Source organism: Bacillus sp. PK6-025 (assembly GCF_056530265.1).
Genome location: NZ_CP096509.1, coordinates 1,776,442 through 1,797,036 on the forward strand (window position 1 = coordinate 1,776,442; position 20,595 = coordinate 1,797,036).

Sequence of the window (20,595 nt, forward strand, 5' to 3'; positions counted from 1 at the left end):
AGGAGGATGGGAAATGAATATCCATGAGTACCAAGGGAAAGAAGTACTCAGACAATACGGAGTGGCTGTTCCGGAAGGTAAAGTGGCATTTACAGCAGATGAAGCGGTCAAAGCAGCGGAAGCGCTGTCCAGCTCGGTTTATGTCGTGAAAGCTCAAATTCACGCCGGCGGACGCGGTAAAGCTGGCGGGGTTAAAATTGCAAAATCAAAAGAAGAAGTCAAAGCCTATGCGGATGAATTGTTGGGGAAGACGCTTGTCACTCACCAGACGGGTCCTGACGGCCAGCAAATAAAACGCTTACTTATTGAAGAAGGCTGCGATATCAAAAAAGAATACTATGTCGGTCTGGTTCTTGACAGGGCGACTTCACGCATCGTGCTGATGGCATCCGAAGAAGGCGGCACGGAAATTGAAGAAGTCGCTGAAAAAACGCCGGAAAAAATCGTCAAAGAAGTGATCGATCCGGCTGTCGGACTGCAGGGTTACCAGGCGAGAAAAATCGCCTTCGCCATCAATATCCCGAAAGAGCTTGTCGGCCAGGCTGTTAAGTTTATGATGGGATTGTACAAGGCGTTTACTGAAAAAGACTGTTCCATTGCTGAAATCAATCCGCTCGTCGTCACAGGTGACGGAAAAGTCATGGCCCTTGACGCCAAGCTGAACTTTGACAGCAATGCGCTATACAGACAAAAAGACATCTTGGAGTACAGAGATCTCGATGAAGAAGATCCGAAGGAAATCGAAGCATCCAAGTATGATTTAAGCTATATTTCGCTCGATGGAAACATCGGCTGCATGGTCAACGGAGCGGGGCTTGCGATGTCGACCATGGACATTATCAAGCACTACGGAGGGGAACCGGCCAACTTCCTTGACGTTGGAGGCGGCGCGACAGCTGAAAAGGTAACGGAAGCGTTCAAGATCATTTTGTCTGATCAAAACGTCAAAGGGATCTTTGTCAATATTTTCGGCGGTATCATGAAATGCGACGTCATTGCAGAAGGTGTTGTTGAAGCGACGAAACAAGTCGGTCTGACATTGCCGCTTGTCGTTCGCCTTGAAGGCACCAATGTCGATCTCGGCAAGAAGATCCTCGATGATTCAGGACTCAATATTACGTCTGCGGAATCAATGGCTGACGGCGCGCAGAAAATCGTATCCTTAGTGAAGTAAGAAAGGCAGGGGACCAAAATGAGTGTATTTATTAATAAAGACACAAAAGTCATTGTTCAGGGGATAACGGGTTCAACCGCTTTGTTTCACACAAAGCAGATGCTTGAATACGGAACGAAAATTGTCGGCGGAGTCACACCGGGCAAAGGCGGAACAGAGGTTGAAGGGGTGCCTGTGTTCAACACGGTCGAAGAGGCTGTAAAGCAGACCGGGGCAAATGCGTCTGTCATTTACGTTCCTGCGGCTTTTGCAGCCGATGCGATTATGGAAGCGACAGATGCTGAGCTTGATCTTGTCATCTGTATTACTGAGCACATTCCGGTGCTGGATATGGTAAAAGTTAAAAGGTATATGGAAGACAAGAAAACAAGGCTCATCGGTCCGAACTGTCCAGGAGTCATTACGCCTGAGGAGTGTAAAATCGGGATCATGCCCGGATATATCCATAAAAAAGGCCATGTCGGCGTTGTGTCGCGTTCAGGAACCCTTACATATGAAGCGGTTCATCAGCTTTCAGAAGCAGGAGTCGGCCAGTCAACGGCAGTGGGCATCGGCGGAGACCCTGTCAACGGGACGAACTTCATCGATGTGCTGAAGGCGTTTAATGAAGATCCTGATACACATGCGGTAATCATGATCGGCGAAATCGGCGGAACAGCTGAAGAGGAAGCGGCCGAATGGGTGAAAGCCAACATGACCAAACCTGTCGTCGGTTTCATCGGAGGAAAAACAGCGCCTCCTGGCAAGCGTATGGGGCATGCCGGCGCCATCATTTCCGGAGGAAAAGGAACGGCGGACGAAAAGGTCAAAACGATGAACGCCTGCGGAATCGAAGTGGCTGAAACGCCTTCTGTTATGGGAGAAACATTGATTAAAGTGCTGAAGGAAAAAGGCCTTTACGAAACGTGTAAAACACACTGATCTTAACATGAGCAGGAATAGTCCGATTGGTCTATTCCTGCTTTTTCATAACTGGTTAAATCGTTTAGTACTTTCAGATTGTTTTGTTTTAAAAATGTTTGGAGGTTTTTGAATGAACGACAGCAGCGAGCTTTTGATATTGCTCCGCCTTCGCGGCACACTCTCCCCTTCTCTGCTGACCAAGTGGTGGAAGCAGGATCCTTCCTTGTCTCTTACGGGCGAAAAAAACCATCTTTTAACGAAGCTTTCATTAAAAAGATCAGACTTGTGCTCCATACGAAAACTGGCGGAACAAGAACTGTCTAATGTTAAACGGCTCATCCGTTCTTACGAAGCGGCTGGAGTCCGCATGGCCGCCATATGTTCCCCCGATTATCCAGCCAGCTTGAAAACCATTCATGACCCGCCTCCCGTCCTTTTTTTAAAAGGAGATGTTAAACTTCTCAATGAACAAAGACTGATCGGAATCGTCGGAACCCGCAGCCCGTCATTATACGGAAAAAGAGCAGCGGTTCACCTTGTCAGGGAGCTTTGCAAAAAAAGCTGGACGATCGTCAGCGGCCTTGCAAAAGGAATTGACGGTCTTGCACATCAGGAGAGCATCTGTTCAAAGGGAAGGACAATCGGCGTCATCGCGGGCGGATTCAATAGCATTTATCCCCGTGAACACCGCCAGCTCGCCGGTCAAATGGCCGAAAACCACCTGCTGGTATCAGAGCACCCTCCCCACGTTAAACCTCAAAAATGGCACTTTCCGATGCGAAATCGGCTGATCAGCGGATTAACGGAAGGAATCGTTGTCGTCCAGGGAAAGGAAAAGAGCGGGTCGCTCATCACAGCATATCAAGCCCTTGAGCAGGGGCGGGAGGTGTTCGCCGTGCCTGGTCCGATCTTTGACGCCAACTCTTTCGGTCCTTCAAGGCTGATCCAGGAAGGGGCGAAACTCGTATTGAATATTGAAGATATTTTGAGCGAACTGCCGCCTTCACGCACTCAATATCCGGAACCTGTTTAGAATTATCGTTTGACAAACTGTATTGTAATATTTAATAATAGTGAGGATTTCAAGTTTAAACGCTTTAATCGGCGTTCAACATATAGAAGGATTAAATCAGACACTTTTCGTAAAAATAATGATTATATAAACGACGATTATGCTGAATACAATAAAAAGGCTAAATTGAAAAGAGAGAGAACACCTCTTGAGGGGGATAATGTTATGTCCGAATACTTAGTCATCGTGGAATCGCCTGCAAAGGCAAAAACGATTGAGCGATACTTAGGAAAAAAATATAAAGTGAAAGCTTCGATGGGACACGTCAGAGACTTGCCGAAAAGCCAGATGGGCGTTGACATCGAGCAGAACTTTGAACCAAAATACATCACGATCCGCGGGAAAGGCCCCGTGTTAAAAGAATTAAAAACGGCCGCCAAAAAGGCAAAAAAAGTCTATCTCGCAGCCGACCCCGACAGGGAAGGGGAAGCGATCGCGTGGCATTTGGCACACAGCCTTGATCTGGATCTGAATTCCGACTGCCGCGTCGTATTTAATGAGATTACAAAAGATGCGATCAAAGATTCATTTAAGCATCCGCGCATGATCAATATGGATCTTGTCGACGCCCAGCAGGCGAGAAGAATTCTGGACCGCCTTGTAGGGTACAAAATCAGCCCGATTTTATGGAAAAAAGTAAAAAAAGGCTTGAGTGCGGGACGTGTCCAATCTGTTGCACTCCGCCTTATCATTGACAGAGAAAAAGAAATCAACGATTTTAAACCTGAAGAATATTGGACCATTGAAGGGTCTTTTCTCAAAGGCAAAGAAACATTTGAAGCGAGTTTCTTCGGAATAAACGGCGAAAAGCACCAGCTGAAAAGCGAAGAAGATGTAAAACAAATCCTCTCCCAGATCAAAGGGAACAAATTTGAGGTTAAAAAGGTTACGAAAAAAGAACGGAAGCGGAACCCTGCGCTCCCGTTTACAACATCGACGCTTCAGCAGGAAGCGGCGCGTAAATTAAATTTCCGGGCAAAGAAAACGATGATGATCGCCCAGCAGCTTTATGAAGGAATCGATCTCGGCAAAGAAGGAACTGTCGGGTTAATCACTTATATGAGAACGGATTCAACCCGCATCTCGAATACAGCTCAAGAAGAAGCGGCATCATTCATCGGCGAACAGTACGGAAAAGAATTTTTGGGGAGCAAGCGAAAACCTGCCAAAAAGAATGAAAACGCCCAGGATGCCCACGAAGCGATCAGGCCGACCTCGGTGCTCAGAAAGCCTTCCGATCTGAAGGCGGTATTGGGAAGAGACCAGCTTCGACTATACAAGCTGATCTGGGAGCGCTTTGTCGCAAGCCAGATGGCTCCGGCGACACTCGATACGATGAGCGTCGATCTTGAAAACAACGGGTTGACATTTCGGGCGAACGGCAGTAAAGTCAAGTTTTCAGGTTTCATGAAGGTGTACGTTGAAGGAAAAGACGATCAGATGGAAGAGAAGAATAAGATGCTTCCGGATCTCGCTGAAGGCGACACCGTTCTTTCAAAAGATATCGAACCCGAACAGCACTTCACACAGCCGCCTCCGCGCTATACGGAAGCAAGGCTGGTCAAAACGCTTGAAGAGCTGGGAATCGGCCGTCCGTCGACTTACGCGCCGACGCTTGACACAATTCAAAAGCGCGGGTATGTCGCCCTTGATAACAAACGCTTTATCCCGACTGAACTCGGTCAAATCGTGCTTGACTTGATCATGGAGTTTTTCCCTGAGATCATTAATGTTGAGTTCACCGCCAAAATGGAAAAAGAGCTTGATGACGTTGAAGACGGAAACATTCAATGGGTGCAGATCATCGATTCCTTTTACAAGGACTTTGAAAAACGCGTTGAAAAGGCGGAAGCCGAGATGCAGGAAGTGGAAATCGAACCGGAGTATGCGGGTGTGGACTGTGAAGAGTGCGGCCACCCGATGGTCTATAAAATGGGCCGCTACGGCAAATTTATGGCCTGCTCCAATTTTCCGGACTGCCGCAACACCAAGCCGATTGTAAAAGAGATCGGGGTCAAATGCCCTTCATGCAAAACCGGCAACATCGTCGAGCGCAAATCGAAAAAACGCCGTATTTTTTACGGCTGTGACCGCTATCCTGAATGCGAATTCGTATCATGGGATAAACCGCTTGAACGGAAATGTCCGAAATGTGAGGACATGCTTGTCGAGAAAAAGCTCAAAAAAGGCGTTCAAGTGCAGTGCGTGAATTGCGATTATAAGGAAGAACAACAAAAGTAGCGGTGAGCAGGGCTTTGCTCACCTTCTTTGTTGTGTTAAAAGATGAAGTCAACTCATAAATTAGGAGATGTGAATATGAATCAAACAGTAAATGTCATCGGTGCAGGACTTGCCGGAAGCGAAGCTGCATGGCAGCTTGCCAAGCGAGGTATCAATGTCCGTTTATACGAAATGAGGCCTGTTAAACAAACGCCGGCACACCATACAGATAAATTCGCAGAACTTGTCTGCAGCAACTCGCTTCGGGCGAATTCATTAACGAACGCTGTCGGTGTATTAAAGGAAGAAATGCGGGTTCTTGACTCGGCCATCATCGCTGCTGCTGACGAATGTTCTGTTCCTGCCGGCGGTGCGCTTGCCGTAGACAGGCATGAATTTGCCGCAAACGTTACCGAAAAAGTAAAGAATCATCCGAATGTGACTGTGCTCAATGAAGAAGTCACGGAAATACCGGAAGGACCGACTATTATTGCAACAGGACCGCTGACGTCAGAATCGCTTTCCGCAAAGCTCCGGGAGCTGACAGGAGAGGACTATCTGTACTTTTATGACGCCGCTGCGCCGATAGTTGAGAAAGACAGCCTTGACATGGATAAAGTCTATTTGAAATCCCGCTATGACAAAGGGGAGGCAGCGTATTTGAACTGTCCGATGACTGAAGAAGAGTTTGACAGATTTTATGACGCCCTTGTGTCTGCAGAAACTGTTCCATTGAAAGAATTTGAAAAGGAAATCTTCTTTGAAGGCTGCATGCCGATTGAAGTCATGGCGAAGCGCGGCAAAAAAACGATGCTGTTCGGCCCGATGAAGCCTGTCGGTCTTGAAGATCCCAAAACAGGAAAGCGTCCATACGCCGTTGTGCAGCTGCGCCAAGATGATGCAGCCGGCACGCTTTACAATATCGTCGGTTTTCAGACCCACCTCAAATGGGGCGACCAAAAGGAAGTGCTCCGCCTCATTCCGGGACTGGAACAAGCTGAAATCGTCCGCTACGGCGTAATGCACAGAAATACGTTCATCAACTCGCCGAGTCTTTTAAAAGCGACCTACCAGTTTAAAAAACGGGACGATCTGTTTTTCGCCGGCCAAATGACAGGTGTTGAAGGGTATGTTGAATCAGCGGCTTCAGGTCTTGTTGCAGGAATAAATGCGGCTCGGCTCATCCAGGGAAAAGAACCGGTCACTTTTTCAAATGAAACAGCGATCGGCAGCATGGCCCATTACATCACGGAAACAAACAAGAAAAACTTCCAGCCGATGAATGCGAACTTCGGTCTGTTCAAGGAATTGGGGGTTAAAATTAAAAACAAGCAGGAACGAAATGAACAGTATGCTTCGCGCGCATTGGAGACAATTCAAAATATTTCGAAAACGCTATAGTTATTCATTGCCAGATGAACTTGTTATGTGATAACATTTAAAAGCCCTTTTCGAAGAGGTGTAATGATGGCAAATGTTAAGAATTTTTTAACTTTATTCATTGAATATTTACAAATAGAAAAGAATTATTCAAAATATACAATTGTGGGTTACATTTCTTCTATTGAAGACTTTGAACGCTTTTTACAAGTTCAGGGCATAAAAGGTTTTGAAGACGTGACTTATCCGGATGTGAGAATTTTCTTGACGGAAGCGCATGAAAAAGGGCTTACTCGCAGGACGATCAGCAAGAAAATTTCGGCTCTGCGAAGCTTCTATAAATTTTTATTAAGGGAAAAGATGGTAAAAGAAAACCCGTTTCTGCTTGTCAGTCTTCCGAAACAGGATAAACGGATTCCAAAATTTTTATATGAAAAAGAACTTGAAGAACTGTTTGAGGTTTCGGACTTGAGTACACCGCTCGGCCAAAGGAATCAGGCGCTCTTGGAACTTCTTTACGCAACAGGCATGCGGGTAAGCGAACTTTGCAGCCTGAAGGAATCCGATTTGGATCTGTTTTTAGATACGGTTTTGGTTCACGGGAAAGGCAGGAAGCAAAGGTATATTCCATTTGGTTCATTCGCCCGGGAGGCTTTGGATCTGTATTTGCAAAATGGAAGACGCATCCTGCTGTTAAAAGCGAAAGAGCCTTGCCCTTTTATTTTTTTGAATCAAAGGGGCGGGCCCTTAACCCCGAGGGGGGTTCGTTACATTTTGGGAGAACTGGTCAAAAAGACTTCGGGTACATTACATATACATCCGCATATGCTCCGCCATACTTTTGCCACCCATTTGTTAAATGAGGGTGCGGATCTCAGGAGCGTTCAGGAACTGCTTGGGCATTCAAACCTTTCTTCAACCCAGGTGTATACGCATGTATCTAAAGATATGCTCAGAAAGACATATATGTCTCATCACCCTCGGGCACATAAAGGGAAATAAAGGAGGTTCTTTTATGTCATCTTTTCACGCAACGACGATATTCGCCGTCCAGCACAACGGAAAAAGCGCGATGGCGGGAGACGGCCAGGTTACGTTCGGTCAGGCTGTCGTCATGAAGCATACCGCTAGAAAGGTAAGAAAGCTCTTCAACGGGAAAGTCATTGCCGGCTTTGCCGGTTCTGTTGCGGACGCTTTCACGCTCTTTGAAATGTTTGAAGCGAAGCTTGAAGAGTACAACGGCAATTTACAGCGTGCGGCAGTCGAGCTTGCAAAAGAGTGGCGAAGCGATAAAGTCCTCAGAAAGCTTGAGGCGATGCTGATCGTCATGAACGCTGACAGCATGCTGCTCGTTTCCGGAACAGGCGAGGTGATTGAACCTGACGACGGCATTTTGGCGATCGGCTCAGGCGGAAACTATGCCCTGGCAGCCGGAAGGGCGTTGAAACGTCATGCAGGCGGCCAGCTTGACGCAAGAGCGATTGCGAGGGCCTCACTTGAAACCGCGGGCGAAATCTGTGTGTATACGAACGATCAGATCATTGTAGAAGAACTTGAATAGAAAGGATATGAGGCATATGGAAAAAAAGCCGCTGACTCCTAGGCAGATCGTCGAAAGGCTTGATCAATACATCGTCGGCCAGCTCGATGCGAAAAAAGCGGTCGCCGTGGCATTGAGGAACCGCTACAGAAGAAGTCTTCTTGATGAAAAACTGCGCGAAGAAATCGTTCCGAAAAACATATTGATGATGGGTCCGACAGGTGTGGGAAAAACCGAGATTGCAAGACGAATCGCGAAGCTCGTCGGCGCTCCGTTCGTCAAAATCGAAGCGACGAAGTTCACGGAAGTCGGTTATGTGGGCAGAGATGTTGAATCGATGGTCAGGGATCTTGTGGAAACGTCAATCCGCCTCGTCAAAGAGGAAAAAATGAACGAAGTGAAAGGCATCGCCGAAGAAAACGCAAATAAACGCCTCGTCCGCCTGCTTGTACCGGGAAGGAAAAAAACAGTCAGGTGCGAAAAATCCTTTTGAAATGCTGTTTGGCGGTAATCAGGATCAAGAGACGAATGAAGCGGAAAAGCATGAAGACACGGATATCGAAAACAACCGGAAGCGGATTGCACATCAGCTTGCTCTCGGCGAGCTTGAAGACCATTATGTCACCGTGGAGGTGGAGGAGCAGCAGCCATCCATGTTTGATATGCTCCAAGGCTCGGGTATGGAACAGATGGGCATGAACATGCAGGATGCGCTCAGCAGCCTGATGCCGAAAAAGAAAAAGCGCCGCAAGCTGACGGTTAGGGAAGCACGAAAAGTGCTGACGAATGAAGAAGCGGCAAAGCTCATCGATATGGACGAAGCTGCCCAGGAGGCCGTCCTGAGAGCCGAACAGTCGGGAATCATCTTTATCGATGAGATCGATAAAATCGCCAAAAAGAGCGGTGCTTCTTCATCGGCCGACGTCTCAAGAGAGGGCGTGCAGCGCGATATTCTTCCGATTGTAGAAGGCTCTACCGTCATGACAAAGTACGGTGCGGTCAAAACGGATCACGTGCTGTTCATCGCTGCAGGTGCATTCCATATGGCGAAGCCTTCAGATCTAATTCCAGAGCTGCAGGGACGCTTTCCGATCCGCGTTGAGCTTCAAAAGCTGAGCATCGATGATTTTGTGAAAATCTTAACTGAGCCTGACAACGCTCTTCTAAAGCAGTATAAGGCTTTATTGAAGACGGAAGGTATATCTCTTGAATTTTCTGACGATGCTATTCGTAAGATTGCAGAAGTGGCTTATCATGTGAACCAGGACACAGACAATATCGGGGCGAGAAGGCTTCACACCATTTTGGAACGGCTTTTGGAAGAACTGTCATTCGAGGCTCCGGATGTAACGATGGAGGAAGTTGTCATCACGCCTCAATATGTTGAAGAAAAGCTCGGTTCGATCGCTAAGAATAAGGATTTAAGCCAGTTTATTTTATAAACAATTAAATAAGAGTAATTTAGGAGGATCAATTTATTATGGCTTTATTACAAAAAACAAGAAAGATTAATGCAATGCTGCAAAATGCGGCAGGGAAGCCGGTTAATTTTAAAGAAATGGCCGAAACGCTTCGCGATGTGATTGATTCGAACATTTTCGTCGTCAGCCGCAGAGGAAAGCTTCTCGGTTTCTCGATCAACCAGCAGATCGAAAATGACCGGATGAAAAAAATGCTTGAAGAGCGCCAGTTTCCTGAAGACTATACAAAAAGTCTGTTCAACATTCCGGAAACTTCATCCAACCTTGACATTAACAGCGAATATACGGCTTTCCCTGTGGAAAACCGCGATTTGTTCCAAGCGGGTCTGACCACAGTCGTTCCGATCATCGGAGGAGGCGAAAGACTCGGCACCTTGATTCTGTCCCGCCTTCAGGAGAAATTCGAGGATGACGATCTGATCCTTGCCGAATATGGCGCAACGGTCGTAGGAATGGAAATTCTCAGAGAGAAAGCTGAAGAGATCGAAGAGGAAGCACGCAGCAAAGCGGTCGTTCAAATGGCGATCAGTTCATTATCTTACAGCGAGCTTGAAGCAATTGAACATATTTTTGAAGAGCTTGACGGAAATGAAGGTCTGCTTGTCGCAAGTAAAATTGCAGACCGCGTCGGCATCACCCGCTCGGTCATTGTCAATGCGCTGCGCAAACTTGAAAGCGCCGGTGTCATTGAATCAAGGTCATTAGGGATGAAAGGCACATACATTAAAGTCCTGAACAACAAATTTTTAATGGAATTAGAAAAACTAAAGTCTCATTAAAAGATGAAAGCCGCAGAACATGCCGTTCTGCGGCTTTTTTTATTTCACGTTTTAAACTATATTATCGTAATTTTTTCATATCAAAAACAACTAAAATGCGGTGCTGAATCAATGCGTTGCTTGAATAAAAAATATACTAACATAATGTTTTGAAACTTTAACAAACGTAACATTACATAGTTCTTATAATCTAGGTCGAAATACCTATTCATAAAATAGATATTTATTACGATTTTTTTTTGCGTCCAGATCATAGACTTTAAGCCTATTATTCCTTACAATAGGCTTATGGTTTTTACAATTCTCGACAAGATTTTGAGACAGATGGAAAAAGATTGGAGGTATTTGGCGATGGATATATTTTCAGGAACAATACATAGACTAGAGGGAGCCTTGAATCAAGCGAACATTAAGCAAAAAGTCATAACGAACAATCTGGCCAATGTAGACACACCGAACTACAAGGCGAAAAAAGTATCCTTCAAAAATGTGCTGAATGAGGAGTCCTCCCGAATTAACGCTATAAAAACAGACTATAGACACATTGACTTCAAAGGGGATGAGTCAAATTATTCAGTTGTGTCGAGAAAGAATACAAGTTATCAGGAAAACGGGAACAACGTGGACGTTGATCAGGAAATGAGTGAAATGGCGAAAAATCAAATCCAGTATCAAGCGCTGGTTGAAAGAATAAGCGGCAAATTCAACTCACTGCGGACCGCGATTACAGGAGGTAAATAATGGGGGTATTCAATAGCATCAACATCTCAGCTTCGGCGTTGACTGCACAGAGAGTCAGAATGGATACCGTTTCTTCCAACCTGGCAAACATGGACACAACAAGAGCGAAGCTGGTCGACGGACAGTGGCAGCCGTATAGAAGAAAGCTTGTATCGACGGCTCCGAAAGGCGAATCTTTTTCATCCGTGCTCCAATCATCGATGAATGCATCGGCGAGAGTCGGTGAAGGGGTAAAGGTGACCAAGATCAGCGAAGACAAAACACCATTTAAACTCGTTTATGATCCGACGCATCCCGACGCAAACGAAGACGGATACGTGCAGATGCCGAATGTCGATCCGCTAAAAGAGATGGTTGATTTAATGGGCAGCACAAGGTCATATGAAGCGAATGTCACAGCGATGAACGCGACAAAAGGAATGCTGATGAAAGCACTAGAAATCGGAAAGTAGGGTGATGACACGAATGGTTAATGGAATCTCTCCATTTGGAATTCAACCCGTGCAGGCGGGAACGAATGCAACAAATCAGATCACGAACAAGCAGGACGGTTCAGAGAACCAAGTCAGCTTTTCCAACGTGCTGAAAGATTCTATCAATGCTTTGAATCAATCTCAAAATGAATCTGATAAACTGACAAACGCGCTTGCTCTCGGTCAGGATGTCAACCTTGATGAAGTGATGGTTGCAGCCCAGAAGGCAAATATTACATTGACGGCTGCGACGGAATTCCGCAACAAAGCGGTTGAAGCTTATCAGGAAATCATGAGAATGCAAATGTAAGAAAGGAGTCTGAAAGCGAAGAGAATTAGTGTAACTACCGGGGGAGTAAGATGAATCGTACTTTATTGCAAATCAAAACGAAAATAACAGATTTTTGGAAAAACAGATCAAAGCTGCAGAAGTTTTTGATGATCGGCATCGTCGCTCTGGCAGTGATCCTGTCAATCATCATTGGAATTGTTGCTTCGTCGAATAAAATGGTGCCGCTCTATAAAGACTTGTCAGCTGAAGAAACCGGCCAAATCAAAAAAGTGCTCGATGAAAAAGGTGTTCCATCTGAGGTTGCAGCTGACGGTTCAGTCATTAAAGTTCCGGAAGAAAAAGTCGACGGGCTGAAAGTCGATCTTGCGGCAGAGGGTCTTCCGAAAAGCGGAAGCATCGATTATTCGTTCTTTGGTCAAAATGCCGGTTTCGGTATGACGGACAACGAATTTGACGTATTGAAAGTGAAAGCAACGCAAACCGAGCTTTCCAACCTCATCAAAGGAATAGACGGGATTAAAGATTCAAAGGTCATGATTAACCTGCCGAAGGAATCCGTCTTTGTCGGAGAGGAAAAGCCGGAAGCATCCGCTTCGATTGTTCTTCAGGTGAAGCCCGGCCACACGCTTGATCAAAATGAAATCAACGGCCTTTATCATCTCGTATCGAAAAGCGTGCCGAACCTTGATCCGGAAAATATCGTGATCATGGATCAAAACTCCACGTATTACGATCAAACCGGCAAAGATTCAGGTTCATACGCTGACAGCTACTCTTCACAAAGGCAAGTCAAAGCTCAGATCGAAAAGGACCTGCAGAGACAAATTCAAACCATGCTCGGCACGATGATGGGACAGGATAAAGTAGTTGTATCCGTCACATCCGACATCGACTTCACAAAAGAAAACAGGACGGAAGATCTGGTTGAACCTGTCGACAAAGAAAATATGGAAGGGATCACGGTCAGCGCAGAGCGCGTCAGTGAAACGTATTCCGGACAGGGAGCGCAAGCTGGAGGCGTCAACGGAACAGGTGAAAACGATGTAACAAACTATGCGGAGACAGAAGGCGGAACAGGCAACGGAGACTACGAAAAAAGCGAAGAACGAATCAACAATGAAGTCAACAAAATTCATAAAGAAATCGCCGAAAGTCCGTACAAAATCAGAGATCTGGGCGTCCAGGTCATGGTTGAACCGCCTGATGCGAAGAACCCGCAGTCACTGCCTGCTGAAAGAGAAGATGATATTAAAAAAATCCTCTCAACCATTGTGAAAACATCGATCGACAAGAAGTATGAAGAAGAGCCGCTGACAGATGAGGATATTGAAAATAAAATCGTTGTTTCTGTCCAATCGTTCGACGGCAAGCAGACAATCGATGAAGGAACGGAAACAGGCGGTATACCGATGTGGATTTACATCGCAGGCGGAGCAGCGCTTGTTGCTGTAATCGGCCTCATCATCTGGCTTGTCAGAAGACGTAAAAATAGAGATGACGAATACGAGGAAGAATGGTATGAAACGCCTCAGGAACCGATTCGTGTTGCTGATGTGAACAATGAAAAAGAGACGGAAGAAACTGTCAGACGAAAACAGCTTGAAAAAATGGCGAAAGATAAGCCTGAAGAATTCGCCAAATTGTTGCGCAGCTGGCTGACCGAGGATTAGGAGGAGTATTGAAATGGCAAAAATGAAACAAGATAGGCTTACAGGCAAACAAAAAGCGGCCATTCTCATGATATCCTTAGGGCTTGATGTGTCAGCTTCCGTTTACAAGCATTTAACAGATGAAGAAATCGAAAGGCTGACGCTTGAAATATCAAATGTCAGAGCTGTATCACCAGAGAAAAAAGATGAAATTATTCAGGAATTTCATGAAACGGCTATTGCTCAAGAATATATATCACAAGGCGGCATTCACTACGCCAAGCAGGTGCTTGACAAAGCGCTCGGCGAAGACAAAGCCGCCAGCATTATCAACAGGTTGACATCGTCTCTTCAAGTCAGACCGTTCGATTTTGCCAGAAAAGCGGATCCCGAGCAGATTCTGAACTTTATCCAGCATGAACATCCGCAGACGATCGCATTGATTCTGTCTTATCTCGATCCCGTGCAATCCGGTCAGATATTATCAGAACTAAATCAGGATGTGCAGGCAGAGGTTGCAAGACGGATCGCTGTCATGGACAGGACGTCGCCGGAAATCATCAATGAAGTCGAACAGATTCTGGAGCAAAAGCTATCCTCCACATTCACTCAGGACTACACGCAGACCGGCGGCATTGAAGCCGTTGTCGAAGTGTTGAACGGAGTTGACAGAGGTACAGAGAAAACGATCCTTGACTCCCTTGAAATCCAGGATCCTGAGCTTGCCGACGAGATTAAAAAGCGGATGTTCGTCTTTGAAGATATCGTTACGCTTGATAACCGCGCCATTCAAAGGGTTATCCGCGATGTGGAAAACGACGATCTGCTTCTCTCCCTCAAAGTGGCCAGCGAAGAGGTCAAAGACATCGTCTTCAGCAATATGTCGCAGCGTATGGCTGAAACATTTAAAGAAGAAATGGAATTCATGGGCCCTGTGCGTCTGCGTGACGTAGAAGAAGCTCAATCCAGAATCGTAAGCGTCATCCGAAGACTTGAAGAAGCAGGTGAGATCGTAATCGCCAGAGGCGGAGGAGATGATATCATTGTCTAACATTATTAAACAGCGATTATCATCAATACCGCCAAAAGAAAGGCGGACGATTTCATTAAAGGAAGTCAAACTTCCTGAAACAGAAACTGAACTTGATACCGGACAGGATCCGGAATTCCTCCTCGATCATGCCAGACAGGAAGCAGGGAAAATATACGAAAAAGCGAACGCTGAACTCGAACAGGTCAGACGGCAAATCGAAGAGGAAAGGATAAGCTGGGAAACAGAACGCGAAGCGCTGATAGACCAGGCGAAACAAGAAGGCTTTCAAGCGGGGTTTGAACAGGGAAAGGCCGAGGCCCAAAGCACTTATCAATCCTATTTGGATGAAGCCAACGCCATCGTCGGAGCGGCGAGGCGTGACTATGAAGAAAAAATCGAACAATCTTCCGAAGAAATTGTCGAACTTGCCGTGTCGCTGGCTAAAAAAGTTTGGAATCAAAAGGCTGACGACAAAGAAGCTTTTTCAGCCCTCGTCAAACAGGTGCTGTCCGAAATGAAGGAGTTCGATGACATTGCCGTCTATGTGGATCCGGAGTATTACACAGAGGTTCAAAGCCACAAAAACGAACTTGAGCAGCTCCTCCAATATGGCGCCCATCTCGCGATATACGCCGATGAAAAAGCGCCAAAGGGAACGTGCTATGTTGAAACGGCTTTCGGAAGAATTGATGCAGGAATCGACACTCAATTACAGCAGCTGAAACAAAAACTGCTCAGCCTGCTTGAAACGGCAGGTGTTGTCCAGTGATGCTTGAGCAGCTGCTTGAATGTATAGAAACCGCAGACTCCTACAAACGTTACGGAAAAGTCAAACAAGCGGTCGGCCTGATGATTGAATCCAAAGGACCTGAATGCTCAATCGGCGATGTCTGCAAAATCTATACAAAAGGTGACGGGCCAAAGGCCATCAAAGCTGAGGTCGTCGGCTTCAAAGACCAAAATATTCTTCTCATGCCATATTTGGAAGCGGCCAATATTGCACCCGGCAGCATTGTCGAAGCGACGGGAGAATCGCTCAGAGTCAAAGTCGGCTCCGGCTTGATCGGGCAAGTTGTCGATGCATTCGGCAATCCGCTCAACGGCAGCGCGCTTCCGAAAGGTTTGGCTCAAGTTTCGACAGAACAGGCGCCGCCTAATCCGATGAAAAGGCCGCCAATCAGAGAAAAAATGGCGGTCGGCGTCAGATCAATCGACAGTCTGCTGACCGTCGGAAAAGGACAACGTGTTGGGATATTCGCCGGAAGCGGCGTCGGAAAAAGCACGCTCATGGGCATGATAGCAAGAGAGACGGCCGCAGACTTGAATGTCATCGCTCTTGTCGGAGAGCGGGGCCGCGAAGTCAGAGAGTTCATTGAGAAAGATCTCGGCGAAGAAGGGCTGAAGCGCACGATCGTTGTAGTGGCTACTTCGGACCAGCCGGCATTGATGCGGCTGAAAGCGGCCTATACAGCAACAGCGATTGCCGAGTACTTCCGCGACAAAGGACAAAACGTGATGTTCATGATGGACTCGGTGACAAGGGTTGCCATGGCTCAGAGGGAAATCGGCCTGGCGACGGGCGAACCGCCGACGACGAAAGGTTATACACCCTCAGTGTTCGCTATTTTACCTAAGCTCTTAGAACGAACAGGAACGACGGAAAACGGGTCAATAACTGCTTTCTATACGGTTCTTGTCGACGGTGATGATATGAATGAACCGATCGCCGATACTGTCAGGGGAATCTTGGACGGTCATATCGTTCTTGACCGGAGCCTTGCGAATAAAGGCCAGTTTCCGGCAGTCAACATTTTAAAAAGCATCAGCAGGGTGATGTCAAACATCGCCGGGAAAGATCATATAAGAGCAGCGAACCGGTTCAGGGAAATGCTGTCAACCTATCAAAACTCAGAGGACCTGATTAACATAGGAGCCTATAAAAAAGGGTCTTCCAGAGAAATTGATGAGGCCATACAATTCCACCCTAAGCTGATCAGCTTCCTCAAGCAGGAAGTGGATGAAGCGGCGTCGCTGGAAGAGAGCATTTCTTTATTAAAGAGTCTTACAGGAAGAGAGGATTAAGAATGGCTTATTCATTTAAATTTCAAAAGCTCCTCGAGCTTAAAGAAAATGAAAAAGACCAATCGTTCGCTGAATATCAGCACTCAGTTTCCGAATTCGAAAAGGTCGCGGAAAAGCTGTATGAAAGCATGAACCAAAAAGAAACGCTAGAAAAAAACAAGGAAATCAAGATGCAGACAGGAATGAGCGTTCAGGAAATGCGGCATTATCAGCAATTTGTCACAAATCTTGAAACGACTATCTACCATTATCAAAAGCTCGTCATGATGAAGAGAAATGAAATGAATGAAAAACAGCACGATCTGACGGAAAAAAATATCGAGCTGAAAAAATTTGAAAAAATGAAAGAAAAGCAGTTTGAAATGTATTCGCTGCAAAACAAAGCAAATGAGTTAAAGGAAATGGACGATATCTCCATTGCCCAGTACATAACTCAAGGAAGCTAGGGGTAGAAAAACGATGACCGAAGAAAAAAAAGCCGGTAAATTTCAGACATTTTTGTTTGTCATCGTCATTCCGCTGATCTTTTTAATCGTTGCAGCGTTTGTCGGCATGTGGCTTTTGGGCGTCAATTTCCAGGATGCAGCCTCCAAAATCCCCGTTGTTAAAGAGCTTGTGAAAAACGGCGAGGATCAGGACAAAGATCACGCAGCAAAGCAGCAGGAGAACAAAGCAGAAAAGCTCCAAAAGACGATCGATGAACAAAAAAGCGAAATCGAAACGCTGACGAGTGACTTGAAAACGAGTGATCAAGAGATTAAAAGGCTGAAACAAAAAATCAGCTCGTTCGAAAAAACGGAAAAAGATGAAAAAGAGCAGAAAGAAAAGAACACCGAAGGTCAAGGAGACGGAAAAAAAGTCGTCAAAATTTATGAAAGCATGCAAAGCAATAAAGCTGCAAAAATTTTAAGCGAATTAAAAGAAGAAGAGGCAATCAACATTTTAGATTCTTTAAGCAAAAAGAAAGTGACTGAGATCCTCTCCAAAATGTCTCCTGATAAAGCGGCTGTATTCACAGAAAAGCTTGTGAAAAACGAAGCGAAAAATGACAAGAAAAAAGAAGGGGGGGAATAGCTTGAGGCTTTTTGACGCAATCTCTTTTGATGCCAAGCCTGCGGCGGATACCGCAACTGCAAAAACGAGCAGGACGCCTCTGGGCGGACTCTTTCAAAATGTGCTCCAAAAGGAAAACAGCTCACTTTCCCCTTTTCAAAAGGGAGAAGAACCTTCTCAGGACACGTCATTGGAAGGGCTTTTGCATGAACTGAAGCAATGGCTTTTAAATAATGAAGGCGGCTCCTTCAATGAAGACTGGTTGAATTCCCTCCAGCATGTTGAAGAGCTGAATCCATCTCCGGATGAACTCGCATTGGCAGAACAGCTGTTACAGCAAATAAAAGAGCTGCTTGAAAATGCCGCTCTGCCTGGACAATCAGGCAAAACAGCTGATGCTATTGAAGCTGTGCCTGCTGACGAAAGCGGGACAGAAGAGCCGAAACTGACTGACCTGCAAATTCTTGGTCAGATTCAGCAGCTGCTCGCTGTGATCGTAAATGAAAATCAACCGGCACTCAAAACTTCACAAATCGCAGAAATATTGAAACAAGCGCCGGAATTTCTCGCCGCTCTTCAGACAAAGGCGGGAACAGAAGGGCTGATTGATGAACTTAAACGCCAATTTTTCACAAAAGATCCGGGTGAGTCGCAGCTTTTGTCCATGTCAAACGCCGAGCTGAAAAGCTTGAAAAGTGTAATGGAGCAGATGATGAACGCAAACGCTGAACCGGATCAAAAAGAGTGGAAAATGGCGGAAAGCGAACTAAAGGCAATGCTCATGAGCAAAAAAACCGATGTCTCTCTTTCTGAGAAGCCGTTGTCCTTTGTTTTGAACGGAAGGGAAATTCAAACTGAAGGAAAGCAAGGCCAAAAGGAACAGCCGATTCAATCCTCTGTACTGGCCAATCATCGGACAGGCGCAGTGCTGATCCAGGGTCTCCAAACTTCGGCGGCAGAGGAATCTTCCGCTCAGCCGAAAAGCTTTTCAGAACAAATTCTCAGCTCATGGAAACAGATGAAGTATACACCGTTCGGCAGATCGACAGGCAGTTTCACGATCCGCCTGAATCCTGAAAATCTTGGCTTTATCACGATCAAGCTCGTCAAACAGCACGGGATGTTTTCGAGCAAAATCATCGCATCGACCCAGTCGGCTAAAGAGCTGCTCGAACACAATCTCGCGCATCTTAAACAGGCGCTGCCCAACATGTCTGTACAAATTGACCGCTTCGGTGTACCGCTTCAAAACGGCGATCAGACCTTCGGACAGCTGGCGGACGAACAGAAAAACCAGCAGCAGCCGAAGCAAGATCAGCAAAAAGAGCAGGAAAATGAGGGTTTTCAGGAGTTTTTGGATGATCTTATCGAGACTCGATCACAGGACAGCGAGGAGGAGATCTAATGTCTGACACTTCAATTGATGCAAGAACTGTTTTAGGAACAACAAACACGAAATCGACGACACCCGATTTTTTATCCGAGGCAAAAAAAGCCGAGAAAGCAGGGAGCGGCTCCAACCTTGGCAAGGATGAATTTTTGAAACTGCTCATGAAACAACTGCAGTACCAAGACCCCTTAAACCCGATGGAAGACCGTGAATTCATTGCGCAAATGGCGACCTTTTCAAGCCTTGAGCAACTAACGAATCTAAACTCAACGATGTCGACGTTCGTCGGACTTCAGGACCCGATGACGATGTATGTCAGCTGGATCGGAAAAGAAGTCACCTATGAAGGCGAAGACAGCGAAGAGAAAACGGCGCTCGTCAAATCAGTTAAAAGCTCAGACGGACAGTATCTGCTTGTCCTTGACGATGGAACCGAAGTCAATCCGTGGAATGTGACGGCGGTAAGCCATTCTGATAAATAAAAACAGACAATTCAGGGAGGAATAATTATGTTACGTTCACTATACTCAGGAATCAGCGGCATGAAAAACTTTCAGACAAAGCTTGATGTCGTGGCAAACAACATTTCGAATGTCAATACGGCAGGCTATAAGAAAAGCCGGGTTACGTTTAAAGATATTGTCAGCCAGCAGCTTTCCGGTGCGACGTCGTCTACTGCAAACCGCGGCTCTGTCAACGGCCAGCAGGTCGGGCTCGGTGCAACGATCGGATCGATCGATATCATTCACACAAACGCAGCGCCTTCAACAACAGGCCGCCAGCTTGACATGACCATTACAGGAGACGGCTACTTCCGCGTCGGATCGGGAGATGAAGTGTACTACACAAGATCCGGGAACTTCTACCGTTCTGATGAAGGTGACCTCGTCACTGTTGATGGGCTGTTCGTCTTAACGGCCAACAACGGAAGGATCAATATCCCGCAAGACGCGCAAAGCTTCAGCATCGCGCCTGACGGAACCGTGTCTTATGTCGATCAAAACAACGAGAACCAGACCGCCGGCCAAATCTCGCTTGCGACATTCAACAATACATCCGGTTTAACAAAAACGGGGGACAACCTTTACCGCGAAACATTGAGTTCTGGAGCTCCGCAAGTCGTTGTGCCTGGAGAAGACGGCTCAGGAAAGATTCAAACGAGTGCGCTTGAAATGTCGAACGTCGACCTTTCAGAAGAGTTTTCCGAAATGATTATCGCGCAGCGCGGCTTCCAGTCCAATGCGAAAATCATTACAACCTCTGATGAAATTCTTCAGGAACTCGTCAATCTGAAGCGATAGGAGGGAAGGAGGCGCCCTCGTAAAGGCGCCTC

General features: G+C 46.3%; 20 protein-coding genes and 1 pseudogene. All 21 read left to right on the forward strand.

The genetic code is table 11. The features are described 5' to 3' along the window. Positions 1–13: 13 nt before the first annotated feature. The 21 genes and pseudogenes from sucC (at position 14) to flgG (ending at position 20,563) form a co-directional block, all read left to right on the forward strand. A complete protein-coding gene (gene sucC / locus M1D67_RS09225; RefSeq protein WP_026579739.1) occupies positions 14–1,174 on the forward strand; it encodes an ADP-forming succinate--CoA ligase subunit beta in 1,161 nt (386 codons plus the stop codon). 18 nt (positions 1,175–1,192) lie between these two features. Beyond that, positions 1,193–2,095 (forward strand): succinate--CoA ligase subunit alpha, encoded by a 903-nt coding sequence (gene sucD / locus M1D67_RS09230; RefSeq protein WP_020451379.1) that lies wholly within the window; start codon positions 1,193–1,195, stop codon positions 2,093–2,095. 112 nt (positions 2,096–2,207) lie between these two features. Then, on the forward strand, positions 2,208–3,110 hold the full coding sequence (gene dprA / locus M1D67_RS09235) for a DNA-processing protein DprA (protein ID WP_057957852.1): 903 nt from the start codon (positions 2,208–2,210) through the stop codon (positions 3,108–3,110). A 204-nt stretch (positions 3,111–3,314) separates the two neighbouring features. Then, positions 3,315–5,390, forward strand: a complete 2,076-nt coding sequence (topA, locus tag M1D67_RS09240; RefSeq protein WP_020451381.1) for a type I DNA topoisomerase — start codon at positions 3,315–3,317, stop codon at positions 5,388–5,390. A 75-nt stretch (positions 5,391–5,465) separates the two neighbouring features. Further along, on the forward strand, positions 5,466–6,770 hold the full coding sequence (gene trmFO, locus M1D67_RS09245; protein ID WP_020451382.1) for an FADH(2)-oxidizing methylenetetrahydrofolate--tRNA-(uracil(54)-C(5))-methyltransferase TrmFO: 1,305 nt from the start codon (positions 5,466–5,468) through the stop codon (positions 6,768–6,770). A gap of 66 nt (positions 6,771–6,836) precedes the next feature. Continuing rightward, positions 6,837–7,751: a tyrosine recombinase XerC gene (xerC, locus tag M1D67_RS09250; RefSeq protein ID WP_020451383.1), complete on the forward strand. Its 915-nt coding sequence runs from the start codon at positions 6,837–6,839 to the stop codon at positions 7,749–7,751. Positions 7,752–7,764: 13 nt separating this feature from the next. Next, positions 7,765–8,310, forward strand: a complete 546-nt coding sequence (gene hslV, locus M1D67_RS09255) for an ATP-dependent protease subunit HslV (RefSeq protein ID WP_020451384.1) — start codon at positions 7,765–7,767, stop codon at positions 8,308–8,310. A gap of 16 nt (positions 8,311–8,326) precedes the next feature. Further along, positions 8,327–9,731, forward strand: a pseudogene (gene hslU, locus M1D67_RS09260) (HslU--HslV peptidase ATPase subunit). Between the two features lie 38 nt (positions 9,732–9,769). After that, positions 9,770–10,549 carry a GTP-sensing pleiotropic transcriptional regulator CodY gene (gene codY / locus M1D67_RS09265; RefSeq protein WP_003181756.1) on the forward strand — a complete coding sequence of 260 codons (780 nt, stop codon included), beginning with the start codon at positions 9,770–9,772 and terminating at the stop codon, positions 10,547–10,549. Positions 10,550–10,900: 351 nt separating this feature from the next. After that, positions 10,901–11,290, forward strand: coding sequence for a flagellar basal body rod protein FlgB (gene flgB, locus M1D67_RS09270; RefSeq protein WP_145652788.1), 390 nt, complete (start codon positions 10,901–10,903; stop codon positions 11,288–11,290). Continuing rightward, positions 11,290–11,742 carry a flagellar basal body rod protein FlgC gene (gene flgC, locus M1D67_RS09275; RefSeq protein WP_020451388.1) on the forward strand — a complete coding sequence of 151 codons (453 nt, stop codon included), beginning with the start codon at positions 11,290–11,292 and terminating at the stop codon, positions 11,740–11,742. The genes flgB and flgC overlap by 1 nt, the downstream gene beginning before the upstream one ends. A 13-nt stretch (positions 11,743–11,755) precedes the next feature. Further along, positions 11,756–12,073, forward strand: coding sequence for a flagellar hook-basal body complex protein FliE (gene fliE / locus M1D67_RS09280; RefSeq protein WP_020451389.1), 318 nt, complete (start codon positions 11,756–11,758; stop codon positions 12,071–12,073). A gap of 50 nt (positions 12,074–12,123) precedes the next feature. Then, positions 12,124–13,725 carry a flagellar basal-body MS-ring/collar protein FliF gene (gene fliF / locus M1D67_RS09285; protein ID WP_020451390.1) on the forward strand — a complete coding sequence of 534 codons (1,602 nt, stop codon included), beginning with the start codon at positions 12,124–12,126 and terminating at the stop codon, positions 13,723–13,725. Positions 13,726–13,738: 13 nt separating this feature from the next. Beyond that, positions 13,739–14,755 (forward strand): flagellar motor switch protein FliG, encoded by a 1,017-nt coding sequence (gene fliG / locus M1D67_RS09290; RefSeq protein ID WP_020451391.1) that lies wholly within the window; start codon positions 13,739–13,741, stop codon positions 14,753–14,755. After that, entirely contained in the window at positions 14,739–15,506 is a 768-nt protein-coding gene (fliH, locus tag M1D67_RS09295; protein WP_020451392.1) for a flagellar assembly protein FliH, read from the forward strand. Before fliG ends, fliH begins: the two co-directional genes overlap by 17 nt. Then, positions 15,506–16,819, forward strand: a complete 1,314-nt coding sequence (gene fliI / locus M1D67_RS09300; protein ID WP_391509279.1) for a flagellar protein export ATPase FliI — start codon at positions 15,506–15,508, stop codon at positions 16,817–16,819. The genes fliH and fliI overlap by 1 nt, the downstream gene beginning before the upstream one ends. Positions 16,820–16,821: 2 nt before the next feature. Next, a complete protein-coding gene (gene fliJ / locus M1D67_RS09305; RefSeq protein WP_020451394.1) occupies positions 16,822–17,265 on the forward strand; it encodes a flagellar export protein FliJ in 444 nt (147 codons plus the stop codon). Between the two features lie 13 nt (positions 17,266–17,278). Beyond that, on the forward strand, positions 17,279–17,893 hold the full coding sequence (locus tag M1D67_RS09310) for a MotE family protein (RefSeq protein ID WP_105978906.1): 615 nt from the start codon (positions 17,279–17,281) through the stop codon (positions 17,891–17,893). A 1-nt stretch (position 17,894) separates the two neighbouring features. Continuing rightward, positions 17,895–19,277 carry a flagellar hook-length control protein FliK gene (locus M1D67_RS09315; protein WP_145654241.1) on the forward strand — a complete coding sequence of 461 codons (1,383 nt, stop codon included), beginning with the start codon at positions 17,895–17,897 and terminating at the stop codon, positions 19,275–19,277. After that, positions 19,277–19,744, forward strand: coding sequence for a flagellar hook assembly protein FlgD (flgD, locus tag M1D67_RS09320; protein ID WP_146873486.1), 468 nt, complete (start codon positions 19,277–19,279; stop codon positions 19,742–19,744). The genes M1D67_RS09315 and flgD overlap by 1 nt, the downstream gene beginning before the upstream one ends. Before the next feature lie 27 nt (positions 19,745–19,771). After that, positions 19,772–20,563 carry a flagellar basal body rod protein FlgG gene (flgG, locus tag M1D67_RS09325; RefSeq protein ID WP_035338767.1) on the forward strand — a complete coding sequence of 264 codons (792 nt, stop codon included), beginning with the start codon at positions 19,772–19,774 and terminating at the stop codon, positions 20,561–20,563. Positions 20,564–20,595: the final 32 nt, after the last annotated feature.